The organism is Endozoicomonas sp. ISHI1, from assembly GCF_024606225.1.
Taxonomy (GTDB): domain Bacteria; phylum Pseudomonadota; class Gammaproteobacteria; order Pseudomonadales; family Endozoicomonadaceae; genus Endozoicomonas_A.
This window is the reverse complement of sequence record NZ_JAGRPU010000050.1, coordinates 14,982-37,477: the sequence shown is the minus strand read 5'-3', so window position 1 is coordinate 37,477 and position 22,496 is coordinate 14,982. Positions and strand designations below refer to the sequence as shown.

Genomic DNA, 22,496 nt, shown 5'->3' with positions numbered 1-22,496 from the left:
TTGACATCGTAAAGGTCGCTGGTTCGACTCCAGTACCGCCTACCATATAAGTGATTGATTTCACTAAAGAAAAGCCCATTTTTTCACAGTGGGCTTTTTTTGCGTCGTAAAAAAATCGTAAAAAAATCGAAAAAAAACGATCAAATTTCCAAACCTTTCAAGCTCAGTCCAGCTTCTACAGACTCGTATCTGATTTCGTGCCCCTCCTGATATTCTGTTGTCATTTTTCCAGTAGAGTGACCCATCAGCATCTGAACATATTCGTGGCTGAATCCTGCTCTAAATTCATAAATCCATGCTCCCAGCGCCCTGATCTCGTGAAATGTCGGCTGTTCTTCTCGCTTGAGGTGAGGATATGCATTGGCTGCTTTTCGGGCTTTTGCAAATGACTTGGTTAGATGGTCCGGTGTGACATAAGTCCAGTGTGGTTTTGAGTTCATCTGATCACGTCTGCGAGACTTCGGTTTGTAGTGAATCAGATACGGCGTTAACACGGGTTCGCCCAGGCATTCCTGAACAACGCTTTTGAATTCTTCACTCATTTTTATTTTCAGGTATACAGGCTTGTCAAACTGTTCTCCTTCAGATTTTTCTTGCTTCAATAAAATACAATCACCGTCAATTTGATTTTTCAGCAAATTAACCAGATCGTCCCTTCTTTGCAGAGAATACAGGGCAATCAAGATTGCTCTTCTTAACCAAGGTTCTGAATGTTGAATAATCTTTTGAAGGCCTTTCCAGGTGTGCCGCTTTCTGGCTTTCTTGTCACGACTTTTTTCCAGTGTTTCTGCCGCTGGGTTTTCCCCTTCGTAGTAGCCTTTGGCCTTTGCGTATTTGAAAACATCTATGAGTATGGCGCGGTGAGCTATATATGCGTCATTAACAAAGTTATCATCAAGATAGCTTGAGAGCTGTTTTACTGTGAAGGTGTCAATGGGTTGTTCGCCAAGATCTTTCACGAATTTCTTCAGCTTATAGCGCTTTTGTCGCTTGGTTGAAGCTTTGTTTTTTCCTTTTTCGATAATATCTTCATAGAAGTCCTTGCAGACTTTTTTCAACAGAATCGAGTCAGAACTGATCATGTTAAGAAAGAGAGTGTTATCAGAACTATTCACCAGCCTTGTATTGGCTTTGCGAGCCAGACTATTCGCTTCACTTCGAGATCGTTTAATGCGTGTCCTTTTACCTGTCACAGGATTGCGATAAACGAAAGCATCTCCATCCGAATACAGGTTTGGTTCAAGTCCCTGGTTGTTCTTTTTTCTCTTCCTGCCCACGACACAACCTCTACTCAAAGTCCCAGCATTTCATTCAGTAGATCGTCGCCAGTACTCATCAGCTCTGCTGACAAGTCGACGAAATACATACCACCCCTGATTTCACCTTGTAGAATACCTTCTCTTATCCATTTTTTGAGTGTGTTGAGACAGGGTCTCTTACCCGGATATCGAATTTGCTTGAATTCTGCTACTTCAAGCATTTTGGGTACATTGACCGTTGCCTGAGTAATGACATTTGATTTTAAAGTTTCTTTGTTCATTGCTGTTTTTCCTAAATGCTTCACACCAATAACGGCTGAACAATCCCTTCAGCCATTATCAAATCCATAGCCTCATCAGCCCTTGGCTCATCACCCCGCCACTTGTTTGGCCATGTCTTTGCCTCTATCAGATCCCTGATCCTCACCTCCTCCTGTTCGTTGATTATGCTGATAGAACGGCGGTTCTGAAAAAGGGCTTCTTCATTCACCTCTTCTTGAATGTTCAGTATTTCTTTCAGTGCCCACTGTCTGGCTTCCAGTGTCAGTGGTCCCATGCGTTGTGGGTTGGTTTCCAGTGATCCGTCTTTGTTTCGGTCGGTGCCGGGCTTGCGTAGTCGGTTATGTGGTTCTCTGAGTTCCCGATAAATTGATCGCAGGCGCTTCAATGGAGTCAGGTAGTTCCATTGCTCCATAGCGAGTATCGTATCCAGCGCTTTGTCTTCCTGTGCAAGAGGGCATCCTACACAACCTGTGCGCGCGCTGAGCTCTTCAGCTTCATCACCACCATAAGCGTCAGCAATAGCGGCTGTTGGCCAGTCTCCAAACTGTACCTGCGGCGCCCAGTTCTTTAACCATGCCCAGATGTGACAGACACGCCAGTGCAGGAGAGGGGCAAGCGTGGCCACCCTCCCTCTGATGCCTTTGGCGTTGGGTAATACTTCCTGGTACCAGCCCTGACCACATTCAGCACCATCTTTGCCGCAGCTCATGATAATTCGCTGGTCACGAATGGCGCTTTCTCCCTGACGTACGCCCGTGATCATTAGAATGTTTCCGTCGTAGTCGCTGGTGGACAGTGATTGCGCCAGTGCGTCTTGCATCGGGTCTATTTTGATTTGCCGGGTACACCAACGCAGGGTGTTGTTATTGGGTGGAGGAACACCACGGCCCAACATGTAAACCATGAAGCGCTTATCCATGGGAGCCATGACGATATTGACCTCGATGCCTCTTTCTTTCAGATCCTCAATGATCTGGTAAGCAGCAATGGAAAGTGGTGGTAACTCCATGCGGGTGTCGGCATAGAACACGGTCAGCTTTTTGGGGCCTTGGATCATGCCGGTTTCAATCATCCAGATAATCAGCGTGAGAGTGGCTGAGCTGTCTTTGCCACCGCTCCAGGCAATCCCCCAATGCTGGTGGGTCTCGCCGTAGGCTTGCAGTGACTGTTTGGTCATTTCAATGGCTTCATTCATGTTGAGGCGCTTTGAGAAGCCCTCGAAAATTGAGCCTTGTTTTTTACTTTCTTTTTCCATAGCGCAAAAGAACCCCCTCAGCTTAATGAGCTGATTTTTTGTTTACTGTGTTTTAATCCCTTTTGAAGGGCTAACTGGTACGGTTGTTAATGATATTAGAACTCACGTGAGGTCTAATACTGTGTTATCTGCTAACCATGACGCTCAGTGTATCGCCCTGCGACATAAACCATTCTCGCTCACAAGGTTTAATTTGTACTTCGCCCCACTCGCCTTTGGTAGTTTCTCTGGTGACTACAGCAACTTCTTTACCGCAGAGCTGATCGAGTAGTCGCTTTTCTCGGTGTGGCTGACACACCTTATCAACACAGCCATTAACTTGCATAACCGCTGCTTGACCTACAGCCCTGACTCTGCGCTCCTTTGTTTCAAAATAGGTGTTAGGCCATCCATCTTGTGGGGTATCAAATAAATCCATTGAGCGCCTCTCATTATCAGATAACAACAGCAAGCATCGGACAGCGTACCGCTGCCGCTGTTGCAGGGGTTAGGTGCTACCACCAGAATGGTGGTTTACGTCCTTCTTTTGCACAGAGGTTTAAAATTGCTTCTTTCTCTGAGCTTCCATAACCCATGCTTTCCGGATCATGAGTACTGATATAATCCGACGGGTCTTCTATTTCACTCCATGCTGACCACGGCAACTCTTCCGGAGTTAAGCCTCTGGCTTTATGAGTGAAAATCTCGTTTTCGTTTTTCCAGTCAGCTAGGGTTACTTTCTGCTGGCCGATTCCGGGGAGTTCGGTTTGCATAATTAATCCTGTGTTCGTGCAATGCACCTAACAACTCGCTTGTCTGGGACTGCCTTCGGCAGCCCGTCAGCTCCAGCGGTTAGGTGTTATAAACATCATACTGACTCACATACCCACTCACAGATCGGTCAGGCCGCTTGGACTCAAAGCCCGGTTGCTGCTCAATAACCCCACCCGCTTTCAAAAACTCATCCACCTGCTTCTGGATACGGGCTCTCAAGGCTGCCTTCTGCTCAACGGTGCGGTGCTCGTTATTGTTCATATCTTCCTTCTCGCTATCTCGTTAAGGGCTTCGATTTTGCAGATGTGGATCTGCCACGCCTCCATGCTGTCGGAGAAGTGCTCACACAGGGCGTTGTATTCGATGATGGCGCCCTCGATGGGCAGGCCTTGCTGCTGGAGAAAAGCAAACAGCTTTGGCAACAGCCGGATCTGTCGGAAGTGACTGCTGAGAAAGTAGTCGTTGCTGAACTCGCCTTTTTGTGTGACCGGGTTCCATACGGCCAGTGCCTCACGACCAAAGCTGACGGAATCAAAATCTTTTGCCGGTGTGTCGGTCAGGTGGTCGAGCACATCCAGTACCCATTTTCTGAACGCTTTGGCTTTTGGGGTTCTGGCGAACATGGCGATCAGGTGGCAGCCACGGGGGGAGAAAATCCGAACTGTTTTTTGCAAGTTATTCGAGACCCCCAAACTGGGGTTCTCGGTGTTTCCTGTGACAACACCCTTGGTAGTCAATTTGACTATCAAGGTCATTTCTTCGGAAAACTCGTCTTGGTTTCGGTCGTATATTTTGCTTACGGCATCGCTTCGGCTATAACCGAGGGCACGAGATAAGTCTGTAGCTGAAAGACAAGGGCGACCTTTATGGTCAACGATGGTAAGTTCTGTTCCCTCAAACTCAAGGCGAGCGGGCAAGAGTGAATCAGGCATAGTAGCCTCCTGTGAGATGATCTTATGACCGCCTCCCAGAGGTACCAATCTCATAATGGAGGCGGATCGAGCAGGGTTGGTACTACCGGTCTCACAGGAATCCGGCCAGCCCGAAGGCTGCCCCACTCGACCCACCACAAACAGGTAGGGCAAAGCGTTACGCACAAAAAAAGCCGCGATAGGAAAGGGCGACTTATGCGCCTGCAAGATAAACGGGGTACCAATCCCGGTGCCGGATTTTGCCAGCACCCCCTGAGAATAGCGGCTGGTGGACGAGGGTGTCAAGTTTGTGGTTGCGGCTCTTGTTGTAGTGATTGCAAAAAGTGCTATCATTCTTTTCATGAACAATAAGCATCGTAAAACCCTCGAGGCGGTCTTTGGCGATCCGGTCAATGGCAACCTCGAATGGCGAAGGATAGAGGCTTTGTTACTGGCCTTGGGAGCGAAGAAAACCGAGCGTGAAGGCTCATCGGTCAGTTTTGTTCTAAACGGGATCAGGGCTGATTTCCACAGACCCCATCCAGACAAGGCGGCGTTAAGGTATCGAGTGAAAGACGCCCGACGATTTTTGCAACAGGCAGGGATAACACCATGAATAAAATGAAATACCGTGGCTACCTGGCTCGCGTTGAGTTTGACGGTGACGACCGTATTTTTGTCGGCCACCTGGCGGGCATTCAGGATATTGTTGGCTTTCATGGCTCCACTGTGGATGAGTTGGAGCAAGCGTTTCATGAGGCTGTGGATAACTACATCGCCATCAGTGAAGAGACTGGCAGGCCTGCTCAAAAGCCCTGCTCTGGTAAGCTGATGCTCCGGGTTCCACCCGAAGTCCACGCTGCTGTCATTGCAGCCGCCGATGTTAATGGAAAAAGCATCAATCAGTGGGCGACAGAGGTGCTGGGCAAAGCTGCCCATGCTTGAAATTTTGTTTCCCTGCCTAAAGCCAATAAACGGGAGATTAAACGCTATGCCGAAGCTTAGACCGGGCACTATATGGCCCACTGATGAAGAAGATGCGGCTATCAATGCAGGCATTGCCTCTGACCCTGACACATATGAACTTACTGACGAGGAGTTCAAGCAATTACGCCCAGTGGGGCGACCCAAGGCCGAAGAGACCAAGGAGCGGATTACTATCCGGCTGTCACCCGAGGTGGTTGAATTTTTCCGAGCCACTGGCAAAGGCTGGCAGACCCGTGTGGACGACGCCTTGCGTGAATATGTGGTCAGACATTCAGGGTAGCGGTTCATGCTGGCTTACTCTGATGAGACTCCAGACCACCAAAGGCGTGGGTCCAATCCTCCAGAAAGCACCTGAAGAAGTAGGTCATCACCTGGTAATCATGGAATGCCTGTTCTTCCGCAGTGTCTGCCTCCCGGCTGTCCTGCTCATCCTGAAAAATTCCGTGATAACGAATCTGGGATACCCTGAAATCTTCATGCAGCTGGCAACTGAAAGCCTCTTGCCAGTCAACAGACAGTTTGCTGACCATTTTGCCTGCTGCCAGATGTTCACCGATCGCTATACTACCGGTGAGGTCTTCATTACGTGCCGTAATGGTGGCGGCATCGTCACCGGGCTCACGCAGTGTGCAGTTGTAACTGATCGCAAAGCCTTTAGCCGGTGTCTGGTAGTTCAGCCACTCAGTCAGAACATGACAAGGCAGGTTCTTCGTGGCAGGTAGCACAATGGGCAGGCTGCCCAAGCATTCACGCAGGGCACTGGTGATCTCTTCTGCTGGCTTGAACGATGAAGCGTCCACCAACAGCCAGCCTTTATCTTTGTCGATGTAGGCCAGTGTTTCTTTCTGGCGGGTGAAAGCTTTGTGCAGAAGTTCCATGATAATGTCGTCTTTCAAAGAGCGACGTTCTTTGCTGTATACCTGGCGACATTCCAGAGTCTCAATTTCTTCTATACGCTCTTCAAGTCGGTCCCTGATGACGGAAGAGGGCAGTATCTTCTCTTCCTTGGTGGCACGAATCAGAAGGCAGTTGCCATATTCATGAACCAGAGCTGATGTGCCGTTAGCAAGAGCGGGACTGAAACCGTAAGTACTGAACTCTTGAGAATCGCAATTTCTGGCGGTTCTGGCTTTGAGCTTTTCTTCCAGCTCTGTTGCCGATAGGTCAAACGGTTGGGTGAAGCGGTAAATCACCAGATTTTTAAACAGGATGTTTTGGTATTTCACTGGGTATTCCTTATTCTTTCCAGAGTCTCTCAATAACGGCTTGAATTTCGTTGGCTTCCTGTTCTTCAAGCCATTGCATCAAAAAGCGTTCAGCGTTTACCGGGCCAGCAGTGTCGGCAGCAGGTGGGTATCTGTTCCTGACCTGTACCGCCACAATGACGGCAGTGGTCTTTTTTCTGTGGCTGGCCGATACACAGCCCACTAACAGGTTTCTGGTTCAGGCTGGTGGGCCTTGTGTCGGACAAAGCCCGTTGCAACCCAGTCGCTTTCACGCTTTTTGCAGCTCCAGCGGGCAACCATGCCGCAGTCGTGCAGTTCCCTGATTTCATCCAGCAACTCCTGAAAGCTCTTGGCTGTTATCTTTCCCATGATTCTGGTCCTTGTTGTTATTGGTTTCGATTAACCACAGCACGTGGTTTCTTAATTCAATGAGTCTTTGCAGGCAATCAATTCTGTCGTGGATATCGCGGTGAGTTTCACTGGTAATGTTGCCGTTCCTGATGTCGTCAAGATCTTTGCCGGCTTTCCAGTGAGCCCCATCTGCCAGTACCGTCAACTGTCTTTCAATCTCGTTCAGAGTGGTCGTGCAGATTGGCTGATTGTCCGAGGTATCGCTGAGCGCTTTAACAAAACTACGATACTTTTCGTATTCGCTTTTAAATAGCTGTGATTTTTCATTAATGATTGAGAATGTATAGGAATTTGATTGAGCCCATTCCTGCAAACGCTGAATCATTTCGCTTCTGTTTTCTGTGGTCATCGTGTTTCCCTATGTCCGTATTCCAGCCAGTTCATGCAGCTCTCTTGAGCGTCCAGCTCTTGCCATTCTCACGGCCGGTGGACGGGGAGGGCGGCGCATGCTGTCCATTTTTCCCAGACTGAGCAGACAGAGCAGGATGCAGAGCGGTGTGATCCAACCTTGATGAATCGCTATGGCCACCAGCTCGCAGCGGTTACGGGCGCCTGTTTTTTCTGTGGCGGTGAGCCAGAAGCGCTTGACGGTCGTGGGTGCGCAGTTCATCTCTCTGGCTGCTTCTTTGTGGCTGTCGCCTTCTGCAGCTCTGGCCACCGACTCGGTTTCTCTTTTGGTGAGCTGGTGGTTGGGGTTGTGTTGCCAGTGAATCCTTTTCATACGCTTGTCTGTCAATGTTTTATAACTTTATTTGGTAATAATATATTTACATTTATAGCGAGATCAGGATTCAAAAGCAAGCATAAAAGTTAACAATATATTTCTTTTTTTTATTCGAAAGCCGGCTCACAGGCAATTTATGCTCTATCTTTCCAAGCTCACTGATCAAAAAAAGATTTACGAGCAGGTGTATACTCAATGCGGATAAAGTTACCGATACTGACTGAAGCCCTTGAACAAGCAGGTACAGAACAGGAGCTGGCCATCAGGGCCAGTAGTGAGGTTTGTGCTATGGTAGACGGCTACCGACGGGAGATGACACGAATGTTTGAGCATTTCGAACAACGGTTGAGCCGCCAGATTAATGAGGTCGTGGGTCAGGCGTTGGGCCGGATTGATGAGCACATTATCCATATCGGTAATGTGCAGATGGAGCAGCATAAACAGATTCAGGGGATCATGAGCGGCATGACGTTTCTGAATCAGCGGCAAGATCGGATGGAAGTGCGACAGGATCGGATGGAGGCTCGGCAGGAGAGAATGGAAGAGCGCCAGGAGAGAATGGAGGAGCGGCAGGATAGAATGGAGGTGGATATTAAGGATTTAAAAGTGGGGCAGGTACGAATCGAGGAAAAAGTAGGGTATATGGACAGCAAGCTGGATGAAATTCTGAAAAGGATTTAATGCTCTTGGTAGTGGCCACCCAGAGCGACAATTTAGATATGGATATCGTAAAATTTATAAATCAACCGATCCTTCTGGGTGAGACGACGTGACCAGAGACCGTTAGGACCATGCTTAAAGTTCAGAAGACGAAACAGTTTGCAAAATGGATGACAGGGCTCAAAGATCAGCGTGCAAGGTCCGCCATAGCTGCCCGAATTGACCGGCTTGCCTTCGGTCAGTCGGGTGATGCTAAGCCGGTCGGCATGGGTGTTAGTGAGTTGCGGATCCACATTGGAAAAGGTTACCGGGTTTACTACAAACAGCAGGGCAAGTATTTGTTCATCTTGCTTTGCGGGGGTGATAAAGCCACCCAGCAACGAGACATCAAGATGGCGAAAGAATTGGTGAAGCTAATAGAGGAACAGTCATGAAGAAAGTAGAACTCTACGATTATGACCCGGCAGACGACCTAACTACTCCTGAGGCGGTTGAATATTTTATGGCTGAAGCGTTTAAGACAAATGACGCCGCCTATATAGCTCATGCTTTTGGTGTGGCTGCCAGAGCCAGGGGAATGACGGCCATTGCAGAGCAGACTGGCCTTTCCAGAGAACAGCTATGCAAAAGCTTTAGTGAGCAGGGGAACCCTACCCTCAAGACTATTATTGCCCTCACACAAGCACTGGGGCTTACACTGACACCTAAAGCTACCTGACCTCTCTAACCGGCTGGTGGCCTTTGCATAGACCGCAAACGCCCAATGAGCCAGCAATTTGCCTTCTCAAGCTTGTGATTGCGATAGGTATTCCGTAATCGCCTGTTCAAGCATCGACAGCAAGGTTTTATTGTTTCGGCCACAGTCAGCATTTTTCAGGATCTGGCCCGTCAGTGCATGAATGGCAGAAATCTGGCCGATCAGATCGGAGTCGTTCTTTACCTCATAGGCGCTGCTGTGTTGGGAGATATGTTTGTTTGCCAATTCGAGCGCTTCTGAGATGACGGCTTCATCCGCTTCAGTCATGCTGCCCTTTCCAGTGATAAGCCATATAGGGTTAACATTCAGAAATGTAGCAATCTTCTCCAGCTTTTCATTAGAAGTACCGTTAACGTTCTTCTCTATTCTGACTATGCCCTGCCTGGTCATGCCCACAACGTTAGCAACATCGCCTTGTGTCACCTTGCTCGCTTTACATGGCGTACCTCTCTCTTTAGCTGTGGCTCTGGCGTGAGATAGTCGTTCTCCAAGTGTTTCCAAGGTGTATACCAGCAATTTCAATCCCTTAGATTTTGCCTAAATGGTAACTAATCGTCACCGAAATAATAAATTACTTCTATACTTCTTTCGGCGTAGTTATTGATCTTACGGTAAATAAAATATTAACATTTAAGCAAATGGAGACTAAGAAGCAGCTATGACAGTCACGGTAGACCAGATTATTAAGCACTTTGGAGGTAAAGGGCGGGGGGCTATCAGTAGAACGGCTGAAGCGCTTGGCTGTTGTCGGCAATACGTAACCATCTGGAAAAAACGCGGCTACGTTTCAGGCCCGATGGCAGATGTAATTGAGCTGAAAAGCAACGGTAAGTTCAAGGCGATTGTGCTTCGAGAACAGGCCCGGGAGAGGAAAGGCAAGCGGGTTCATTAGGGCACCAGAGTGGAACAAGAAAACGAATAAGGGAGATGAAAGCCCCGGCCACTAGCTTTGGCGGCTAACCGAGGCTTTCATGCAGGAGATTCAATTATGGGAAGAAAAGCGTTGGAATGCAAATGGGGGGTTGTCTGATGTCAGACAGGGACATGAACATTGCATTGCCGGATCTCAGTCAGTTATTAAGCAGGCCCATTGCCTTCCAGCGTCCTTACGCTGTGATTGCAGGGTCTGCTGCTGGTGGACTGTTTCTGAGTCAGGCGGTGTATTGGTCCGATCGTTCACAACATGAAGGAGGGTGGTTTTATACGTCACAGGATGAGTGGCACGAGCAAACCATGCTCAAACGTTCAGAGCAGGAAAGAGCCCGAAAAGAGTTAAAAAAGGCGGGTGTACTGGAAGAGATCCGAAAGGGTAATCCTGCCCGATTGTGGTACCGGGTGAACAAAAATCAGCTGAATCTCCTTTTATATAAAACCATTGAAAAACAACAGTTTGCAGAATCCGACAATCAAGAATGCAGGATTCAACAAACAAGAATGCAGGATTCAACAAACTGCCCTGAGAGCCGTCTTTCAGAGCCTGCTTTAGATCAGGAAAAAAACCAAGAAAATCAACAGATTGCAGAATCCGACAATCAAGACTTTTTGCAGGAAAAACAGCAGTTTGCAGAATCCGACAATCAAGATTGCAGGATTCGACAATCAAGATTGCAGGATCCAGCAGACTCTCTTACAGAGAATACAACAGAGAGTAATACAGATATTTCTGATACTGATTCTGATGACGCGCACGAGTCGCCCGACGGTGTGCCTGGTGTTTTTGGTTCTCACCTGATCCTCGATTGCCACCCGTACCTGTACTGGTTCCTGAGATTCATGGAAGACAAACACAGCAAAGGGTCAGCCAGCACCCAAACATTCGCTGAACGATTGGGCCAGTTTGGTCTGGAGGGTGGGTATTGCCAAGAGACCCTGAATAATTTTCTCACTGCCCAGCGGGCCAGTGTTGACCGTTTCCTGATGCAACCGGATCACTCAGCGGATGAGGTCTCGGTATGGCATGAGCTGATTCAGGACTGGGATGACAACGCCCATGGGTTTATTCAGGAAGCGGACAGCTGTCTTGAATCTCATCGGGAAAGCTTACTGGCCCGATGGGCTGCTTGAGCTGAACACGGAGCAGGATGATGACCACCGCACTGAGTATCCATTCGCTGAACGACGCCAGCCAGACCATGAGCAGCCGTGAGATTGCCCAGCTGTGCGGCATGAGACACGACAATGTGCTGAGAACGGCACGACAGCTGGTGGAAATGGGGGTTACTCAATCTGAGGAGACCCAGGAACAACACCCGCAGAACCAGCAGCACTACCCGGTTCATCGTTTGAACTTCAGGGATTCCGTCATTCTGGTGGCCAGATTGACACCGCAGTTTACTGCGCAGCTGGTGGATCGTTGGATGGATTTGGAGAAAGGGAGCGGTCAGCCTGCACTGCTTGAACTGCAAGAACAAATGGCTCGACTGGCTCAACAGGTTGAGCAACAGAAGCGGTCGATCAAGGCATTGGAAGGCACTGGTCGTGTCATTCGTCAGGTTCAACATCAGCCTGTGGTCAAGCCCTATCGATCTGATCTGAGAAGTACGACACAGGTTGCCAAATCTCTGGGGATAACTGCCGTGGCTCTGAATCAGTTTCTGAGGGAATCGGGGGTCAAGATGAAGTGTCAGGACTTGCCCACCGTAAAATACATGGACTGGTTTGAGTGCTATGCCGGTACCAGCACCATGAACGGTTACACCTATGAGCAATGCAAGATCAAGCCGGAAGGGGTTCAGGGCATTACTCAACTTTGGAATGAAGTTCAGGCTGAGTTAGCCGGCTGAGGGAGTGAAGACTATGGCAGGTTGCAGAAAGCTGGATAAAAAGCGCCAGCAGAAAAGGGAACTTATCAGGAGGCTGCATTTGCATGAGGGCTTTTCCAGTTCTCAGATTGCGAGCATTACCGGTATACCCCAGAGAACAGTGACTGGTTACCTGGGAAAGATTCGTAAGGAACAAGAGCAACGATGTGTTCTTGAACAAGTCGGTGAAGATCGAGTCAATCAGGTGCTGATGATGCCGTGGGGGGCAGCATGACGAAATATCCGTTAGTGGTGGGCATCGATCCGGATCTGGTAAAGAGTGGGGTCGCTGTTGTTAAGGATGGAGTTCTCACTGACCTGAAGAACCTGAATTTTTCAGAACTCAGGGGCTTTATAAAAGCCCATCCTCAAGCCGTGTTCGTTCTTGAAGATGTGGAAATCAATAAACCCGTCTTTGATCGGAAGGTGAACGCTCAGGCAAATCTCAGGATTGCCCAGAACGTCGGAATGGTGAAAGGCGTCGCCCGACTGATTGCTGAATATCTAACCGAACAGGATTGCCTGTTCACCATGATGAGGCCCCTCACGGGTCACGCTAAGCATGCCAAGAAAAACGCTGATTACTTCAGGCTACTGACAGGCTGGGAAGGTAGAAGTAACGAAGATAATCGGGATGCTGCCATGTTGGCTATTCACGGTGTCTTGCAGGGAAAGTTGATCGTCCGCCCGTCAGAGGTGCCCCATTGATTGAGCGGGGTAAAAGCCATCGTATTCAAAAACGACTGCTCAAGAAGTGCAATTCTCCTTTTTGTGATCACGGGCAGGTAAAGGGGATATGTGGCTCTTTCAACACGTGTGTTCAGTGTGAAGGTGCAGGGCTGGTGGATGCTGAGACAGGGAAAGCGCTGCCAAGTAATGAAATTATCAGACAGTTGATGATTAAGCTCATAGAAGAAAAGCGACTTAACGAGTTCCTGAGAAAAGAGAACAGCGAGCTTTGGAGGCAGATACCGGAAGAGCGAAGAGTGTATCCGGGGAAGTCGAGAAAAGATTGAATCATCGGGATTGGGGGGAAGGGAGCATGCAATTCAAATCGGCCAGTCAGGCAATCCATGATGCCTATGCGCTTGGCTTCAAAAATAAAGGGCTTGATGTTCATAGAATGCTCACTGCCGACTTTAAATCCAGTAGAGGCTATAAAGACAGAAACTGGCAGCATGTAGATGAGTGTGAATCTGGCCTAATCCTTCTTGCCCTGGCAGAACTTCAACCCCATCTGCAAGATTGGGCCGTCTGGTGTCATGGTCCCCGGGTTGCTGAATACCTTCCTGAGCAGGGGCGTTTCTTTGAGTGGTTGAATCAGGAAGTAGGCATCAGGCTGCTGGAATATGAGCTTGAGTACAGGAAGAAACCGTTCAGCGAAGCAGTCAGCAGCAAAATTCGTGATGTAGTGGCATACACTGCGCTCAACTACCGCCATTTTACCACCACAGGTCAACACCAATACTCTGACAGCGACATACAAAAAGAAGCCAGCATTCACCGGCAAAACTGGAAACGTGATTATGAGAGGTGGCAGTCGTACGCTTGGCGTCTTTTTGATGAGCTGGATCGGCAGATTTTGCCGCTGGTGGCAGGAGTGGTGGTTAAATTAAAAGCGCTGGAGGAGGTTATTTAGTGACGTGGAAGTCGAAGATTGTCTGGTGTCAGGGGCCCTGAAAGTAATGTCCAAGGATATATGTTAGACTGCTGACGGCTAAGTTTGGACTGGTTGCTCGCTTTATGTCTGTCAAAAAATATACTAAAGAACATCGTTTATATAGTGATTATGTACTTCACAGAAAGAGAGCAAAAAAGGCAGGGCGAAGGAAGATAAGGGAACTGGAGAGACATCATTCCATTTATAGAACAGTCAACGCTCCTGTTGAGCTGTGCCTTTACCATAAAAGCAATCATAGAAAAACATGTGATTTTTTTGACAGGTTACTGACACTATCTCGAAAAGAAAGAGTACAAATCGACTTTTCCAAATGTGATAGAATTGCCGCCCCCGTTGCTTTGCTTTTGTATTCTGTCATTGAGCAAACTCAACAGTCTGATGCCCACCATCCAATTCGATTCTTAAGGTCAAGTATTGAACAAGGTTTGGTAAAGGCTTTGAAATCTTCTGGCCTCTGGCAGCTTTCTCTCATGCAGGAGGTGAAAAGTACAGATAGTTTGCCTATAGTCTCCGCGAACTGTTCTAAAGAATCCAGTGACAAGTGGGAAGAAGTGCTTGATTATATTGGTCAAGAGGTCATGGAAAATGGTTTTACACCCGAAGAAGAGAATCGGTTTGGTGCTGCAGTCTCAGAGGCCGTGACTAATGTCCTTGATCATGCTTATCCAGATCTAAAGGATCTTAAGAGATTTGCTGATATGCAGTGGTGGATGATCTGTGAGGTGGTTAATGATGAGCTATATCTCGCCATAATGGATAGAGGTGTAGGGATCCCGAAAACTCTTCCGAAAAAAAGCTGGTTTCGCGATGCCATGAAGGCAACACCTGAGGTTTTAAGTAAATTGGTTGATCGAAATTCGGATGCTGAATGGATTAAGGCGTCTCTGAGAAAAGGTGAGACAGCAACGCAGCAGCGTGAGAGAGGGCTTGGAGGGCCGACTATACTCGATTTAGTAGAGAAGAATAAAACCGGTACGTTATGGATTTTCTCAAATAGTGGAATTTACTGCAGGCTTGGAGGTGAAGTATACTCCGCCAAAGATTCGCACAATTCCATTAACGGTACCATAGTTCAATGGAATATTAGGCTAAGAGATGAGCATCGTGATTAATGTTGTGAATGACTTTCACCCAAGACCTTTTGGCCGTTATAAGAAGACCGCTGAGGGTAGGAGCGGTGAAGAGTTCAGGGATGATTATCTTGTCAAGCACCTGAAGCAGAATCAGGATGTGATTGTGGATCTGACAGGGTATAACCGATACGGACCTAGCTTCATAGACGAGGCCTTCGGTGGGCTTGTCAGGAAGTATAAATTCCCTGTCGAATTTTTGCGTCAGCACTTGGTCATCAAACATGACTTGTTAGAATCTGTGGTAGCTCTAGCTTGGGATAGGATAGAGGCTGCAGCCTGACTGGAGTGTTTGTGTCAAACGTCAACTTTACATACCTTATTCTATCAAATATTTTTTCTGCTTTTCTCGGCTGGCTGGTTGCTTCGTATAACTTGCGAGCAGCAGCCAAGCGAAACGAGGTAAGGCACGCGTGTGACAAGATTGAAAGTATCTTGACTGATCTGGTCAAACTAACCGAATCTCACTTCCTGAAGCAAGACGTAATTCATTCTGCAGAATTCTTTGAGTCAAGGGCAAACCAGCTTGTAAGTCTGGTTGAAATGAGACTCGAGCAAATTAAAAATAGGTTGTTATGCAGCTTCATCGATGTTGACCTTTTATCTTCGCTCAGGGCTTTGTTATCGGGTGAGATTGATCTTTCGGAAGAAACAGGTGAAGAAAAGGTTATCAATATTTCTGAGCACTGCGGGGATATAGTTGAAGCCTTAGAGCAGGCATATACCTCAAAGTTTTCACCTACTATCTTCAGTCGCGTTTCAACCTTTTTGGATTCACATATCTCCAAGATCATAACATTTTTGATTGTTGCGCTGATGCTTGGCGCGGTTATGATTCTAAAGTGGCTCTTCTCACCTGCATAACTTGACTTCTGATTACAGATTCAGCATCCTATTTCTATCGTAGACAAACCTCGCCCAATTCGTTGAGCGGGGTTTTTTTATGCCTGTTTGAAGATCTGCAAACCAGATGAGGTGGAGATGCGCTATGTAATTCTTCTGTTGATGCTGGTGGCCGGTTTAGCTTATGTGGAAGACTTCAATCTGGAGTTATCTCAGTCAAAACAGGTGGCTGAGACTGTGTATCCTTTTCCGGCATGTTCTTATCCTGAAAAGCACTTTTCTCAGGATTCCGAGAAGTTCTCTATTACCTATTCCCGCTGTTTGTCTGAATCAACGTCCTCTGCACAGGGCTTTCGTCCTTTACCCATGGAGTATGGTTAGTTGTGCGATGAGCGGGAATACCTGAACCGCAACCAGTTACTCGGTCTGAAATGAAAACCGGGGATATAAAGGCGACTTGTCCCGTATCTAGCCTGTGAAGCCTTGCAGTTATGAGCTGCAATCGTGGAGGCGGGGAATAGTTTGGTCTGGCGAGCCATTAACGCATCAAGCAGCCTTACGAATTTAATTTCTACCTGAACAAACTTATGCCTTCATTCTCAAAAACATCAATAGCCAGACTGGAAACTTGCCATCCTGATCTACAACGTCTGATGAACAAGGTGGTAGAGCGCTTCGATTGTTCGATTATCTGTGGTCATCGTGGCAAGGAAGAACAAGAGAAGGCGTTCAGGGAAGGCAAAAGTCAAGCTCGCTTTGGTCAAAGCAAGCACAACACTATTCCGTCTATTGCGGTAGATGTTGCTCCTTATCCCATTGATTGGGAAGACCGCGAATATTTTGCACACTTTGCGGGCTATGTAAGAGCGGTGGCTGATGATCTGGGTATCAAGATTCGCTGGGGTGGCGATTGGGACATGGATAACCGCTCCAGCGATGAAACCTTTTCTGATATGCCTCATTTTGAGTTAATGGACTGATTATGTTCGCTGCTATCACTGCACTCATATCAACAGGCATCAATGCCTGGTCAGCGCATTCAAAACAGAAAGCCAGCCTCAAGAGTATTGAGATCAGTGCTCAGCATCGATTGAAACAAGCCCGTATTGAAAGTCAGATTCGCAGGGCAGAACAGGGCGATGGTTCGGCGATCAGTCTGGACCAACTCAGCTTTCAGCATCGAGGTATTAAAGATGATTACCTGTTGATCATCACCACTATGCCCTTACTGCTTCTATTTACAGCACCCTTGTTTGAGCTAGTTTTTACTCAATCAGTTTATGTGGCCGGTGATCTGACTAACGCTGTAATGTCTGGATTCAATGCGTTGCAAATAGCACCTGACTGGTATCTGGTGGCTCTGGCTTTGATCTATGTAGATACATTCGGGTTTCGTCGTATGCTGCGTAGTGTCATTGAAAGCAGACTCGGGCAATGGGCTGGCCAGAGTAAAAAACAATGACAGAACCACACACTATCACCGCAATTACTGGCGGCGCGGTCGGCACAGGTATTTCATTGCAGAACTCTGCAACTGCCAGAAGCTTTAGCGATGCAACATTGGTGCAGATGATGGATGGATCGTTTCAGTTGTATGTGTCGGATATTCTTGCAGTAGTCGGCGTGGTCGGACTGGTGATTAATATCTCTCTCGGCATTATTCGGGAGCGCAGGCAGCGGACGAGAAGTAAGGATCAGCTATGAGCGTTCAATCTTACTTATTCGTTCCTCGTGCTGCTCCGGTTTCCGTTAGCAGCGTAAAAGCGCTGACGGTTACTGTTAGACCTGTTTTTATTGATGAAAATGAGCTGAACCGTATTTTGATCGCATGTGACGAGTATTATCAGACCATTAATTACACCCTACCCGAACATTGGTCAGCAACGGATTCATTACCATGATCTACCGACAAGTTCTGCAGTTGAAAGCTAATACCCCTCAGCGTGTTGATGACAACAATTTCACTGTTCCAAGGCAGCACTTTCTGGAGGTCGAAACCGGTACAGTCACCATCAAAGGAACGCTTGACTCCAGCCTGACACCCAAGGAACTGGGAACCGCAACAGGACCAACGATTGTTGAGATCCCCACTCCGGTGGTGCATCTGGAATTAACTTCCGATGCAGATACCACTGTTGTGGTATGTGGTGCCTGAGTCTTGATATTACTGTATGCCTGCACGACTAAAGAGAGCCTGCCGCAAGCCCGGATGTCCGGGTACCACCACAGACCGATCCGGCTACTGTGCGAAGCACCAGAAAACTGATGGAACCTGGCAGCAGTGGCAAAAGAAGAAAGGCAACACGACTCAGCGTGGTTATGGTTCTGACTGGCGCAAGATTCGAAAAAGAATACTCGAACGTGACAGCTACCTATGCCAGTCCTGCATGAGAAAAGGCATTCTCACAGCAGCAAACATCGTCGATCACATCAAAGCTAAGGCGCATGGAGGCGACGACAGCGACTCAAACCTTGAGGCGATCTGCCCCCAATGTCACAAACAAAAGACCGCCACAGAGCGCAACAGACAAGGGAGGGGGTAGGCGAATCCCTACACCCTTTCCCACAGTGACCGCCGCCCCAGGTAAATTTTTATGTGTACAAAATTAAAAAATCCGATTTGGTGATTTGTGGCTGGAAATCGAGCACCCGGGCAAGGTCGGAAACCGAAACCCAATGCGCAAAAAAAAGCATCGGGCAGTCGTCATGTAAAGCAGGATGAGCCGCAGTTCACCAGTATCAACAATGCCGAAGCTCCGGAATGGCTGGATGATATGGCGGTAGGAATGTGGAATACAGTTTGTCCTGAATTGTGTGGTCAGAAAATTCTTTCTGCCACTGATCTGCATAATCTGGAAATGTTCTGTATTGCATACTCAAACTGGCGTCAGGCTCAGATTGAAATAGCAGAATTAGGCGTCACCCTCATTGATACCATGATGGATCCGGAAGGCAACATCAAAGAAAAACGCTACAAAAACCCAGCCTGTACCGTAGCCAACGAAACCATGAAACAGGTTTCCAGCTTTGGTGCTCTGCTTGGTTTAGATCCTGCCAGCCGTCAAAGACTGATCGGAGCAGGCCCAGAGAAAAAAGAGAATCCATTTTCCAAGTTGCTTCAGGCGAAAAAATAGACTTATGCAATGGCGTATCCCCATGTTAATGCGGCTAATAAATACGCCAGAGACGTTGTTTCCGGGCGCATTCCAGCCTGTAAGTGGGTAAAGCTTGCCTGTCAGCGTCATCTGGATGACCTGAATAAGAAAGGCAACGACTGGCTTTATAGGTTTGATAAAGACAAAGCTGAAAATGTTTGTAATTTCATTGAGCTACTTCCCCATGTCAAAGCGAAGTGGGGGCAGAGAAAGGAATTAATCAGTCTCGAGCCCTGGCAGGCGTTTAATTTCTGTTGTGTTTTTGGGTGGGTGAGAAAAAAAGATGGCCATCGAAGATTCAGGGAAGTCTATAACGCCATACCCCGCAAAAACGGCAAATCCGTTATGGCTGCGGGTGTTGCTCTGGTGTGTTTTGCTGCAGATGGCGAGTACGGTGCTGAAGTATACAGTGGTGCAACGACTGAAAAGCAGGCTTGGGAAGTTTTCAGCCCTGCTAAAAAGATGGTCCAGAAAACACCGGAGCTCAGGGAAGAGGCAGGGATAGAGGTCAACGCCAAGAACCTCGCCATTCTGGAAGATGGGTCCAAACTTGAACCACTGATAGGTGATCCGGGGGATGGTAGTTCCCCCAGCTGTGCTCTGATTGATGAATACCATGAGCACAAAACCTCAAACCTCTACGACACGATGCGTACAGGTATGGGTGCACGAAGTCAGCCGCTTTTGTACATCATTACCACTGCTGGCTTCAATATTTCCGGTCCCTGCTTCGAGAAACAGAAAGAAGTTGAGGCGATGCTGGAGGGCACTCTGCCCAACGAAGAGCTCTTTGGCATTATCTACACCATTGACCCGGAAGACGACTGGACCGATCCGGCCTCTCTGAGAAAAGCCAACCCAAACATGGGTGTTTCGGTGAGTGAAGACTTTCTGCTTAGTGAACTGCAGAACGCTATCAACATCACCAGCCGCCAAAACAAATTTAAAACCAAGCATCTGAACATTTGGTGTAATGCCAAAGATGCCTGGCTCAACCTGCAGCAGTGGGAAAAATGCGGTCGCAAGATGAGCATTGAAGACTTCCGGGGCGTGGATTGCTGGGATGGTCTGGATTTGGCCTCAAGGCTGGATATCTGTTCGCACGTCAAACTGTTTAAAAAGCATATTGATGGCAAAGACCACTACTACTGCTTTGGTCGCCATTACCTGCCTGAAAACACCATTAACGCCAGTGACAACAATAAGAACCGTGACGCCTATCAGAATTGGGTGAACATGTGCGCACTGACAGCGACAGATGGTGATGAAATTGACTTCAACCAGATCAAAGACGAAGTGTTGGAGCAGGCAGAAGATTGTCCACCCAATGAAATCGCCTATGACCAGTGGCGAGCCACTCAGCTCGCGCACCAACTGGAAGAAGAAGGCGCTTCAACGATCGAAGTTAAGCAGGGTTATGCCCTGTCTCCTGCTATGCGGGAACTGGAAGCTGCTATTCAGTCCGGAAGATTTCACCATGACGGTAACCCGGTAATGACCTGGATGGCGTCAAATGTTGTTACCCGGGAACTGAAAGGCAACCTTTGCCCGATGAAAGAATCCAATGATCGGAAAATAGACGGCATGGTGGCGCTGTTAATGGCTATGGACCGGGCAATGAGTTCACAAGGCGAATACAACCCTCTGGCAGACTATGACCCCGCAGATTTAGCATGAAACAAATCTCTCTCGACCTGATCGGTGTAACTGGTTTTTCAGCACTGATGGCAGGCCTGTACCTTCAATTTGGATTGTCTGTTGCATTGATGAGCGGCGGCAGTCTTCTGCTTATTTTTGCACTGGCTGCCAGCCGGAGAAGCTAAATGCTTGATCTGCTATACGAACAAAGAGCCGATCCGTTGGAGAATCCAGCTAACTCTATGAATGATGTAGAGTTGCTTGATTACATTCGCAGTCATTCGGGTATTGCGGTCAGTGAAGAAAAGGCAATGGAGCTTGCAGCGGTCTATAGCTGCCTGTATGTGCTTTCCAGCTCTCTGGCTCAGCTTCCCTTGGTACCTATGCGTCGGCAGGGAAAAACGATCAAAATTGCAATGGATCATGCAACCTATGATCTGCTTTGCAACTCTCCAAATGCCTGGCAATCAAGTTATGACTGGCGTGAAAGTGGCCAGTGTCACGCAGCTGGATGGGGGAATGCGTTTACCTGTATTGAGCGGAATAGAAAAGGTGAAATACTGGAGCTTTATCCAGCTTTACCTTGGTCCACTTCGCTTCTGAAAAATGGTAACCGCTATGTTTATTCCTGTTTCGATGTTGATCGTGGCATGGAGGCGATTCAGCCTGAGGATATGATTCATATCCGCTCACTGGGTAGTACGAGTATTGACTGGCGAATGGGTAAAAGCCCTATACGTCAACATGCTGAAACGATTGGTTTAGGGCTGGCTGCACAGAAATACGGCTCTAAGTTCTTTGCCAGTGGCGGTCGTGCTACTGGACTTGTTACCCCTAAAAGCTCCCTGAGTAAAGAAAACTGGGGGCTGCTCAAGCAAGCGTGGAAATCTGCAAAAGCCACTTTCAGGGACGACGGTGGCGAAATATTGCTTCCTTCTGAGCTTGAATATCAGGCAATGACCATCCCTCCCGAGGAAGCACAATTCATTGATTCCAGAAAAATGACTCGTTCAGAAGTGGCGGGCATCTTCAATGTGCCCTCTCACATGATTAACGATCTCGAAAAAGCCACTTTCAGCAATATCAGTGAGCAGGCCATCCAGTTTGTTCGCCACACGATGATGCCGTGGGTCGTGAAATGGGAGCAGGAACTCAATCGAAAACTGTTTTCTGCAGCTGAGCGCAAAGCTGGCTACTACGTCAAATTCAATCTGGCTGGTCTCCTGAGAGGGACAGCTAAGGATCGTGCCGAGTTTTATAGCAAAGCGATCAATGATGGATGGATGGACCGAAATGAGGTCAGAACACTCGAAGACTTAAACCCTCGCGATGGTCTGGATGAATTGCTGGTGTCAGTGAACGCTGTACCTCTTTCCCAGTTCGGAGAAGACGACAAAACACAGGAGACACCTGATGAGTGATATTGAAAAGCGGACTTTTGCCTGTGAGTTGAGAGCAGGTGATCAGGGTGAAGAGTGCAGAAAAATCTCGGGTTACGGGGCAGTTTTTAACACTCGTAGTGAAAATCTGGGTGGTTTTCGCGAAGTTATCATGCCTGGCGCTTTTGATGATGTGCTTCAGGATGATGTCCGGGCATTGTTCAATCATGATCCGAACTATGTACTCGGCAGGACCTCTTCCGGAACGCTTTCACTCAGAACAGATGAAACTGGTTTGGGTTATGACATTGAAATACCCGACAACCAGACAATTCGTGATCTTGTTATTGCCCCTATGCAAAGAGGGGATATCAGTCAGTCATCTTTTGCGTTTATCGCTGGTGATGATGACTGGGATGAAGACGAAGACGGTGTCATTGTTCGCACCATCCACAGAATGAAGCGTCTGATTGATGTCAGTCCGGTGACCTATCCCGCCTACACAGATGCAACGGCAGCCACCCGGTCTTTGCAGCAGTGGCAGGAAGCCCGAAATCAGGGACTTGCCCGCAAAGCCATCAACCAACGTCAGGCCAGAGTGCGGATGCTCGAGCTGCTTGGCGCATCAATCTAAACCTTAGGAG

At 48.0% G+C, this 22,496-nt stretch carries 41 protein-coding genes; 28 read left to right on the top strand and 13 right to left on the bottom strand.

Features of this window, described 5'->3' with window-relative positions; translation table 11 throughout:
- Nucleotides 1-140: 140 nt before the first annotated feature.
- The 7 genes from KBW69_RS20850 to KBW69_RS20820 form a co-directional block, all read right to left on the bottom strand.
- The gene (locus tag KBW69_RS20850; protein WP_257282159.1) at nucleotides 141-1,277 is read right to left on the bottom strand and encodes a tyrosine-type recombinase/integrase; all 1,137 of its coding nucleotides are present in this window, start codon (nucleotides 1,275-1,277) and stop codon (nucleotides 141-143) included.
- A 14-nt stretch (nucleotides 1,278-1,291) separates the two neighbouring features.
- A complete protein-coding gene (locus tag KBW69_RS20845; RefSeq protein WP_257282158.1) occupies nucleotides 1,292-1,540 on the bottom strand; it encodes a hypothetical protein in 249 nt (82 codons plus the stop codon).
- 20 nt (nucleotides 1,541-1,560) lie between these two features.
- Nucleotides 1,561-2,796 carry a phosphoadenosine phosphosulfate reductase family protein gene (locus KBW69_RS20840; protein ID WP_257282157.1) on the bottom strand — a complete coding sequence of 412 codons (1,236 nt, stop codon included), beginning with the start codon at nucleotides 2,794-2,796 and terminating at the stop codon, nucleotides 1,561-1,563.
- 124 nt (nucleotides 2,797-2,920) lie between these two features.
- The gene (locus KBW69_RS20835) at nucleotides 2,921-3,214 is read right to left on the bottom strand and encodes a hypothetical protein (protein WP_257282156.1); all 294 of its coding nucleotides are present in this window, start codon (nucleotides 3,212-3,214) and stop codon (nucleotides 2,921-2,923) included.
- 76 nt (nucleotides 3,215-3,290) lie between these two features.
- The gene (locus KBW69_RS20830) at nucleotides 3,291-3,548 is read right to left on the bottom strand and encodes a hypothetical protein (protein ID WP_257282155.1); all 258 of its coding nucleotides are present in this window, start codon (nucleotides 3,546-3,548) and stop codon (nucleotides 3,291-3,293) included.
- A 79-nt stretch (nucleotides 3,549-3,627) separates the two neighbouring features.
- Complete coding sequence (locus KBW69_RS20825) at nucleotides 3,628-3,810, bottom strand: hypothetical protein (protein WP_257282154.1); 183 nt, start codon at nucleotides 3,808-3,810, stop codon at nucleotides 3,628-3,630.
- Nucleotides 3,807-4,766 (bottom strand): BRO family protein, encoded by a 960-nt coding sequence (locus KBW69_RS20820; RefSeq protein WP_257282153.1) that lies wholly within the window; start codon nucleotides 4,764-4,766, stop codon nucleotides 3,807-3,809. Before KBW69_RS20820 ends, KBW69_RS20825 begins: the two co-directional genes overlap by 4 nt.
- Here KBW69_RS20820 and KBW69_RS20815 point away from each other — a divergent pair.
- Genes KBW69_RS20815 through KBW69_RS20805 form a run of 3 tightly spaced genes read left to right on the top strand, consistent with a single transcriptional unit; the run spans nucleotide 4,750 to nucleotide 5,727 of the window.
- On the top strand, nucleotides 4,750-5,076 hold the full coding sequence (locus KBW69_RS20815) for a type II toxin-antitoxin system HicA family toxin (RefSeq protein WP_257282152.1): 327 nt from the start codon (nucleotides 4,750-4,752) through the stop codon (nucleotides 5,074-5,076). The genes KBW69_RS20820 and KBW69_RS20815 overlap by 17 nt on opposite strands.
- On the top strand, nucleotides 5,073-5,405 hold the full coding sequence (locus tag KBW69_RS20810) for a type II toxin-antitoxin system HicB family antitoxin (RefSeq protein WP_257282151.1): 333 nt from the start codon (nucleotides 5,073-5,075) through the stop codon (nucleotides 5,403-5,405). The genes KBW69_RS20815 and KBW69_RS20810 overlap by 4 nt, the downstream gene beginning before the upstream one ends.
- A gap of 46 nt (nucleotides 5,406-5,451) precedes the next feature.
- Nucleotides 5,452-5,727: a BrnA antitoxin family protein gene (locus tag KBW69_RS20805; protein ID WP_257282150.1), complete on the top strand. Its 276-nt coding sequence runs from the start codon at nucleotides 5,452-5,454 to the stop codon at nucleotides 5,725-5,727.
- Nucleotides 5,728-5,731: 4 nt separating this feature from the next.
- On the opposite strand, the gene KBW69_RS20800 is transcribed toward KBW69_RS20805, so the two are convergent.
- Genes KBW69_RS20800 through KBW69_RS20780 form a run of 5 tightly spaced genes read right to left on the bottom strand, consistent with a single transcriptional unit; the run spans nucleotide 5,732 to nucleotide 7,805 of the window.
- The gene (locus tag KBW69_RS20800; protein ID WP_257282149.1) at nucleotides 5,732-6,673 is read right to left on the bottom strand and encodes a recombination-associated protein RdgC; all 942 of its coding nucleotides are present in this window, start codon (nucleotides 6,671-6,673) and stop codon (nucleotides 5,732-5,734) included.
- Nucleotides 6,674-6,683: 10 nt separating this feature from the next.
- Nucleotides 6,684-6,875 (bottom strand): hypothetical protein, encoded by a 192-nt coding sequence (locus KBW69_RS20795; protein WP_257282148.1) that lies wholly within the window; start codon nucleotides 6,873-6,875, stop codon nucleotides 6,684-6,686.
- Nucleotides 6,875-7,042 carry a hypothetical protein gene (locus KBW69_RS20790; RefSeq protein ID WP_257282147.1) on the bottom strand — a complete coding sequence of 56 codons (168 nt, stop codon included), beginning with the start codon at nucleotides 7,040-7,042 and terminating at the stop codon, nucleotides 6,875-6,877. Before KBW69_RS20790 ends, KBW69_RS20795 begins: the two co-directional genes overlap by 1 nt.
- On the bottom strand, nucleotides 6,999-7,433 hold the full coding sequence (locus tag KBW69_RS20785; protein ID WP_257282146.1) for a hypothetical protein: 435 nt from the start codon (nucleotides 7,431-7,433) through the stop codon (nucleotides 6,999-7,001). The genes KBW69_RS20790 and KBW69_RS20785 overlap by 44 nt, the downstream gene beginning before the upstream one ends.
- A gap of 9 nt (nucleotides 7,434-7,442) precedes the next feature.
- Nucleotides 7,443-7,805 carry a response regulator transcription factor gene (locus tag KBW69_RS20780; RefSeq protein WP_257282145.1) on the bottom strand — a complete coding sequence of 121 codons (363 nt, stop codon included), beginning with the start codon at nucleotides 7,803-7,805 and terminating at the stop codon, nucleotides 7,443-7,445.
- Nucleotides 7,806-8,003: 198 nt separating this feature from the next.
- On the opposite strand from KBW69_RS20780, the gene KBW69_RS20775 reads away from it, so the two are divergent.
- The 3 genes from KBW69_RS20775 to KBW69_RS20765 all read left to right on the top strand — a co-directional run bounded on the left by KBW69_RS20775 (nucleotide 8,004) and on the right by KBW69_RS20765 (nucleotide 9,186).
- Nucleotides 8,004-8,489 (top strand): hypothetical protein, encoded by a 486-nt coding sequence (locus KBW69_RS20775; RefSeq protein ID WP_257282144.1) that lies wholly within the window; start codon nucleotides 8,004-8,006, stop codon nucleotides 8,487-8,489.
- A gap of 110 nt (nucleotides 8,490-8,599) precedes the next feature.
- Nucleotides 8,600-8,902, top strand: coding sequence for a type II toxin-antitoxin system RelE/ParE family toxin (locus KBW69_RS20770; RefSeq protein WP_257282143.1), 303 nt, complete (start codon nucleotides 8,600-8,602; stop codon nucleotides 8,900-8,902).
- On the top strand, nucleotides 8,899-9,186 hold the full coding sequence (locus KBW69_RS20765; protein ID WP_257282142.1) for an addiction module antidote protein: 288 nt from the start codon (nucleotides 8,899-8,901) through the stop codon (nucleotides 9,184-9,186). The genes KBW69_RS20770 and KBW69_RS20765 overlap by 4 nt, the downstream gene beginning before the upstream one ends.
- A gap of 66 nt (nucleotides 9,187-9,252) precedes the next feature.
- Here the strand turns inward: KBW69_RS20765 and KBW69_RS20760 are convergent, their stop codons facing one another.
- Nucleotides 9,253-9,741 carry a helix-turn-helix domain-containing protein gene (locus KBW69_RS20760; protein WP_257282141.1) on the bottom strand — a complete coding sequence of 163 codons (489 nt, stop codon included), beginning with the start codon at nucleotides 9,739-9,741 and terminating at the stop codon, nucleotides 9,253-9,255.
- Between the two features lie 142 nt (nucleotides 9,742-9,883).
- Between KBW69_RS20760 and KBW69_RS20755 the strand changes: the two genes are divergently transcribed.
- The 22 genes from KBW69_RS20755 to KBW69_RS20650 all read left to right on the top strand — a co-directional run bounded on the left by KBW69_RS20755 (nucleotide 9,884) and on the right by KBW69_RS20650 (nucleotide 22,486).
- Nucleotides 9,884-10,117: a hypothetical protein gene (locus KBW69_RS20755; protein ID WP_257282140.1), complete on the top strand. Its 234-nt coding sequence runs from the start codon at nucleotides 9,884-9,886 to the stop codon at nucleotides 10,115-10,117.
- A 152-nt stretch (nucleotides 10,118-10,269) separates the two neighbouring features.
- The gene (locus KBW69_RS20750; protein ID WP_257282139.1) at nucleotides 10,270-11,289 is read left to right on the top strand and encodes a hypothetical protein; all 1,020 of its coding nucleotides are present in this window, start codon (nucleotides 10,270-10,272) and stop codon (nucleotides 11,287-11,289) included.
- 20 nt (nucleotides 11,290-11,309) lie between these two features.
- Nucleotides 11,310-12,008: a phage regulatory protein/antirepressor Ant gene (locus KBW69_RS20745; RefSeq protein WP_257282138.1), complete on the top strand. Its 699-nt coding sequence runs from the start codon at nucleotides 11,310-11,312 to the stop codon at nucleotides 12,006-12,008.
- 13 nt (nucleotides 12,009-12,021) lie between these two features.
- Nucleotides 12,022-12,261 carry a hypothetical protein gene (locus KBW69_RS20740; protein ID WP_257282137.1) on the top strand — a complete coding sequence of 80 codons (240 nt, stop codon included), beginning with the start codon at nucleotides 12,022-12,024 and terminating at the stop codon, nucleotides 12,259-12,261.
- On the top strand, nucleotides 12,258-12,734 hold the full coding sequence (locus KBW69_RS20735) for a hypothetical protein (protein ID WP_257282136.1): 477 nt from the start codon (nucleotides 12,258-12,260) through the stop codon (nucleotides 12,732-12,734). The genes KBW69_RS20740 and KBW69_RS20735 overlap by 4 nt, the downstream gene beginning before the upstream one ends.
- Before the next feature lie 134 nt (nucleotides 12,735-12,868).
- Complete coding sequence (locus tag KBW69_RS20730) at nucleotides 12,869-13,042, top strand: hypothetical protein (protein WP_257282135.1); 174 nt, start codon at nucleotides 12,869-12,871, stop codon at nucleotides 13,040-13,042.
- A gap of 26 nt (nucleotides 13,043-13,068) precedes the next feature.
- Nucleotides 13,069-13,665: a hypothetical protein gene (locus tag KBW69_RS20725; protein WP_257282134.1), complete on the top strand. Its 597-nt coding sequence runs from the start codon at nucleotides 13,069-13,071 to the stop codon at nucleotides 13,663-13,665.
- A 104-nt stretch (nucleotides 13,666-13,769) separates the two neighbouring features.
- Nucleotides 13,770-14,819: a hypothetical protein gene (locus tag KBW69_RS20720; protein WP_257282133.1), complete on the top strand. Its 1,050-nt coding sequence runs from the start codon at nucleotides 13,770-13,772 to the stop codon at nucleotides 14,817-14,819.
- Nucleotides 14,812-15,120: an STAS-like domain-containing protein gene (locus tag KBW69_RS20715; protein ID WP_257282132.1), complete on the top strand. Its 309-nt coding sequence runs from the start codon at nucleotides 14,812-14,814 to the stop codon at nucleotides 15,118-15,120. The genes KBW69_RS20720 and KBW69_RS20715 overlap by 8 nt, the downstream gene beginning before the upstream one ends.
- A gap of 11 nt (nucleotides 15,121-15,131) precedes the next feature.
- The gene (locus tag KBW69_RS20710; protein ID WP_257282131.1) at nucleotides 15,132-15,701 is read left to right on the top strand and encodes a hypothetical protein; all 570 of its coding nucleotides are present in this window, start codon (nucleotides 15,132-15,134) and stop codon (nucleotides 15,699-15,701) included.
- Between the two features lie 117 nt (nucleotides 15,702-15,818).
- Nucleotides 15,819-16,061 (top strand): hypothetical protein, encoded by a 243-nt coding sequence (locus KBW69_RS20705; protein WP_257282130.1) that lies wholly within the window; start codon nucleotides 15,819-15,821, stop codon nucleotides 16,059-16,061.
- Nucleotides 16,062-16,267: 206 nt separating this feature from the next.
- Entirely contained in the window at nucleotides 16,268-16,660 is a 393-nt protein-coding gene (locus KBW69_RS20700; protein WP_257282129.1) for a M15 family metallopeptidase, read from the top strand.
- Nucleotides 16,661-16,662: 2 nt separating this feature from the next.
- Nucleotides 16,663-17,142, top strand: coding sequence for a hypothetical protein (locus KBW69_RS20695; RefSeq protein WP_257282128.1), 480 nt, complete (start codon nucleotides 16,663-16,665; stop codon nucleotides 17,140-17,142).
- Nucleotides 17,139-17,384, top strand: a complete 246-nt coding sequence (locus tag KBW69_RS20690; protein WP_257282127.1) for a hypothetical protein — start codon at nucleotides 17,139-17,141, stop codon at nucleotides 17,382-17,384. The genes KBW69_RS20695 and KBW69_RS20690 overlap by 4 nt, the downstream gene beginning before the upstream one ends.
- The gene (locus tag KBW69_RS20685; RefSeq protein ID WP_257282126.1) at nucleotides 17,381-17,581 is read left to right on the top strand and encodes a hypothetical protein; all 201 of its coding nucleotides are present in this window, start codon (nucleotides 17,381-17,383) and stop codon (nucleotides 17,579-17,581) included. The genes KBW69_RS20690 and KBW69_RS20685 overlap by 4 nt, the downstream gene beginning before the upstream one ends.
- Nucleotides 17,578-17,835: a hypothetical protein gene (locus KBW69_RS20680; protein ID WP_257282125.1), complete on the top strand. Its 258-nt coding sequence runs from the start codon at nucleotides 17,578-17,580 to the stop codon at nucleotides 17,833-17,835. Before KBW69_RS20685 ends, KBW69_RS20680 begins: the two co-directional genes overlap by 4 nt.
- A gap of 16 nt (nucleotides 17,836-17,851) precedes the next feature.
- Nucleotides 17,852-18,223, top strand: a complete 372-nt coding sequence (locus tag KBW69_RS20675) for an HNH endonuclease (protein WP_257282124.1) — start codon at nucleotides 17,852-17,854, stop codon at nucleotides 18,221-18,223.
- Between the two features lie 87 nt (nucleotides 18,224-18,310).
- On the top strand, nucleotides 18,311-18,814 hold the full coding sequence (locus KBW69_RS20670) for a phage terminase small subunit P27 family (protein WP_257282123.1): 504 nt from the start codon (nucleotides 18,311-18,313) through the stop codon (nucleotides 18,812-18,814).
- A 9-nt stretch (nucleotides 18,815-18,823) separates the two neighbouring features.
- Entirely contained in the window at nucleotides 18,824-20,512 is a 1,689-nt protein-coding gene (locus KBW69_RS20665) for a terminase large subunit (RefSeq protein ID WP_257282122.1), read from the top strand.
- Nucleotides 20,509-20,658: a hypothetical protein gene (locus KBW69_RS20660; RefSeq protein ID WP_257282121.1), complete on the top strand. Its 150-nt coding sequence runs from the start codon at nucleotides 20,509-20,511 to the stop codon at nucleotides 20,656-20,658. Before KBW69_RS20665 ends, KBW69_RS20660 begins: the two co-directional genes overlap by 4 nt.
- The gene (locus KBW69_RS20655) at nucleotides 20,659-21,894 is read left to right on the top strand and encodes a phage portal protein (protein ID WP_257282120.1); all 1,236 of its coding nucleotides are present in this window, start codon (nucleotides 20,659-20,661) and stop codon (nucleotides 21,892-21,894) included. It begins immediately after the preceding gene.
- On the top strand, nucleotides 21,887-22,486 hold the full coding sequence (locus KBW69_RS20650) for an HK97 family phage prohead protease (protein WP_257282119.1): 600 nt from the start codon (nucleotides 21,887-21,889) through the stop codon (nucleotides 22,484-22,486). Before KBW69_RS20655 ends, KBW69_RS20650 begins: the two co-directional genes overlap by 8 nt.
- Nucleotides 22,487-22,496: the final 10 nt, after the last annotated feature.

What these genes read in the sequence shown, in the direction of transcription:
- KBW69_RS20845 (WP_257282158.1), bottom strand. Translation starts at nt 1,540, where the DNA reads ATGAACAAAGAAACTTTAAAATCAAATGTCATTACTCAGGCAACGGTC.
- KBW69_RS20840 (WP_257282157.1), bottom strand. Translation starts at nt 2,796, where the DNA reads ATGGAAAAAGAAAGTAAAAAACAAGGCTCAATTTTCGAGGGCTTCTCA.
- KBW69_RS20835 (WP_257282156.1), bottom strand. Translation starts at nt 3,214, where the DNA reads ATGGATTTATTTGATACCCCACAAGATGGATGGCCTAACACCTATTTT.
- KBW69_RS20830 (WP_257282155.1), bottom strand. Translation starts at nt 3,548, where the DNA reads ATGCAAACCGAACTCCCCGGAATCGGCCAGCAGAAAGTAACCCTAGCT.
- KBW69_RS20825 (WP_257282154.1), bottom strand. Translation starts at nt 3,810, where the DNA reads ATGAACAATAACGAGCACCGCACCGTTGAGCAGAAGGCAGCCTTGAGA.
- KBW69_RS20810 (WP_257282151.1), top strand. Translation starts at nt 5,073, where the DNA reads ATGAATAAAATGAAATACCGTGGCTACCTGGCTCGCGTTGAGTTTGAC.
- KBW69_RS20805 (WP_257282150.1), top strand. Translation starts at nt 5,452, where the DNA reads ATGCCGAAGCTTAGACCGGGCACTATATGGCCCACTGATGAAGAAGAT.
- KBW69_RS20790 (WP_257282147.1), bottom strand. Translation starts at nt 7,042, where the DNA reads ATGGGAAAGATAACAGCCAAGAGCTTTCAGGAGTTGCTGGATGAAATC.
- KBW69_RS20785 (WP_257282146.1), bottom strand. Translation starts at nt 7,433, where the DNA reads ATGACCACAGAAAACAGAAGCGAAATGATTCAGCGTTTGCAGGAATGG.
- KBW69_RS20780 (WP_257282145.1), bottom strand. Translation starts at nt 7,805, where the DNA reads ATGAAAAGGATTCACTGGCAACACAACCCCAACCACCAGCTCACCAAA.
- KBW69_RS20775 (WP_257282144.1), top strand. Translation starts at nt 8,004, where the DNA reads ATGCGGATAAAGTTACCGATACTGACTGAAGCCCTTGAACAAGCAGGT.
- KBW69_RS20770 (WP_257282143.1), top strand. Translation starts at nt 8,600, where the DNA reads ATGCTTAAAGTTCAGAAGACGAAACAGTTTGCAAAATGGATGACAGGG.
- KBW69_RS20765 (WP_257282142.1), top strand. Translation starts at nt 8,899, where the DNA reads ATGAAGAAAGTAGAACTCTACGATTATGACCCGGCAGACGACCTAACT.
- KBW69_RS20755 (WP_257282140.1), top strand. Translation starts at nt 9,884, where the DNA reads ATGACAGTCACGGTAGACCAGATTATTAAGCACTTTGGAGGTAAAGGG.
- KBW69_RS20750 (WP_257282139.1), top strand. Translation starts at nt 10,270, where the DNA reads ATGAACATTGCATTGCCGGATCTCAGTCAGTTATTAAGCAGGCCCATT.
- KBW69_RS20745 (WP_257282138.1), top strand. Translation starts at nt 11,310, where the DNA reads ATGACCACCGCACTGAGTATCCATTCGCTGAACGACGCCAGCCAGACC.
- KBW69_RS20740 (WP_257282137.1), top strand. Translation starts at nt 12,022, where the DNA reads ATGGCAGGTTGCAGAAAGCTGGATAAAAAGCGCCAGCAGAAAAGGGAA.
- KBW69_RS20735 (WP_257282136.1), top strand. Translation starts at nt 12,258, where the DNA reads ATGACGAAATATCCGTTAGTGGTGGGCATCGATCCGGATCTGGTAAAG.
- KBW69_RS20725 (WP_257282134.1), top strand. Translation starts at nt 13,069, where the DNA reads ATGCAATTCAAATCGGCCAGTCAGGCAATCCATGATGCCTATGCGCTT.
- KBW69_RS20720 (WP_257282133.1), top strand. Translation starts at nt 13,770, where the DNA reads ATGTCTGTCAAAAAATATACTAAAGAACATCGTTTATATAGTGATTAT.
- KBW69_RS20705 (WP_257282130.1), top strand. Translation starts at nt 15,819, where the DNA reads ATGCGCTATGTAATTCTTCTGTTGATGCTGGTGGCCGGTTTAGCTTAT.
- KBW69_RS20700 (WP_257282129.1), top strand. Translation starts at nt 16,268, where the DNA reads ATGCCTTCATTCTCAAAAACATCAATAGCCAGACTGGAAACTTGCCAT.
- KBW69_RS20695 (WP_257282128.1), top strand. Translation starts at nt 16,663, where the DNA reads ATGTTCGCTGCTATCACTGCACTCATATCAACAGGCATCAATGCCTGG.
- KBW69_RS20690 (WP_257282127.1), top strand. Translation starts at nt 17,139, where the DNA reads ATGACAGAACCACACACTATCACCGCAATTACTGGCGGCGCGGTCGGC.
- KBW69_RS20685 (WP_257282126.1), top strand. Translation starts at nt 17,381, where the DNA reads ATGAGCGTTCAATCTTACTTATTCGTTCCTCGTGCTGCTCCGGTTTCC.
- KBW69_RS20680 (WP_257282125.1), top strand. Translation starts at nt 17,578, where the DNA reads ATGATCTACCGACAAGTTCTGCAGTTGAAAGCTAATACCCCTCAGCGT.
- KBW69_RS20675 (WP_257282124.1), top strand. Translation starts at nt 17,852, where the DNA reads ATGCCTGCACGACTAAAGAGAGCCTGCCGCAAGCCCGGATGTCCGGGT.
- KBW69_RS20665 (WP_257282122.1), top strand. Translation starts at nt 18,824, where the DNA reads ATGGCGTATCCCCATGTTAATGCGGCTAATAAATACGCCAGAGACGTT.
- KBW69_RS20660 (WP_257282121.1), top strand. Translation starts at nt 20,509, where the DNA reads ATGAAACAAATCTCTCTCGACCTGATCGGTGTAACTGGTTTTTCAGCA.
- KBW69_RS20655 (WP_257282120.1), top strand. Translation starts at nt 20,659, where the DNA reads ATGCTTGATCTGCTATACGAACAAAGAGCCGATCCGTTGGAGAATCCA.
- KBW69_RS20650 (WP_257282119.1), top strand. Translation starts at nt 21,887, where the DNA reads ATGAGTGATATTGAAAAGCGGACTTTTGCCTGTGAGTTGAGAGCAGGT.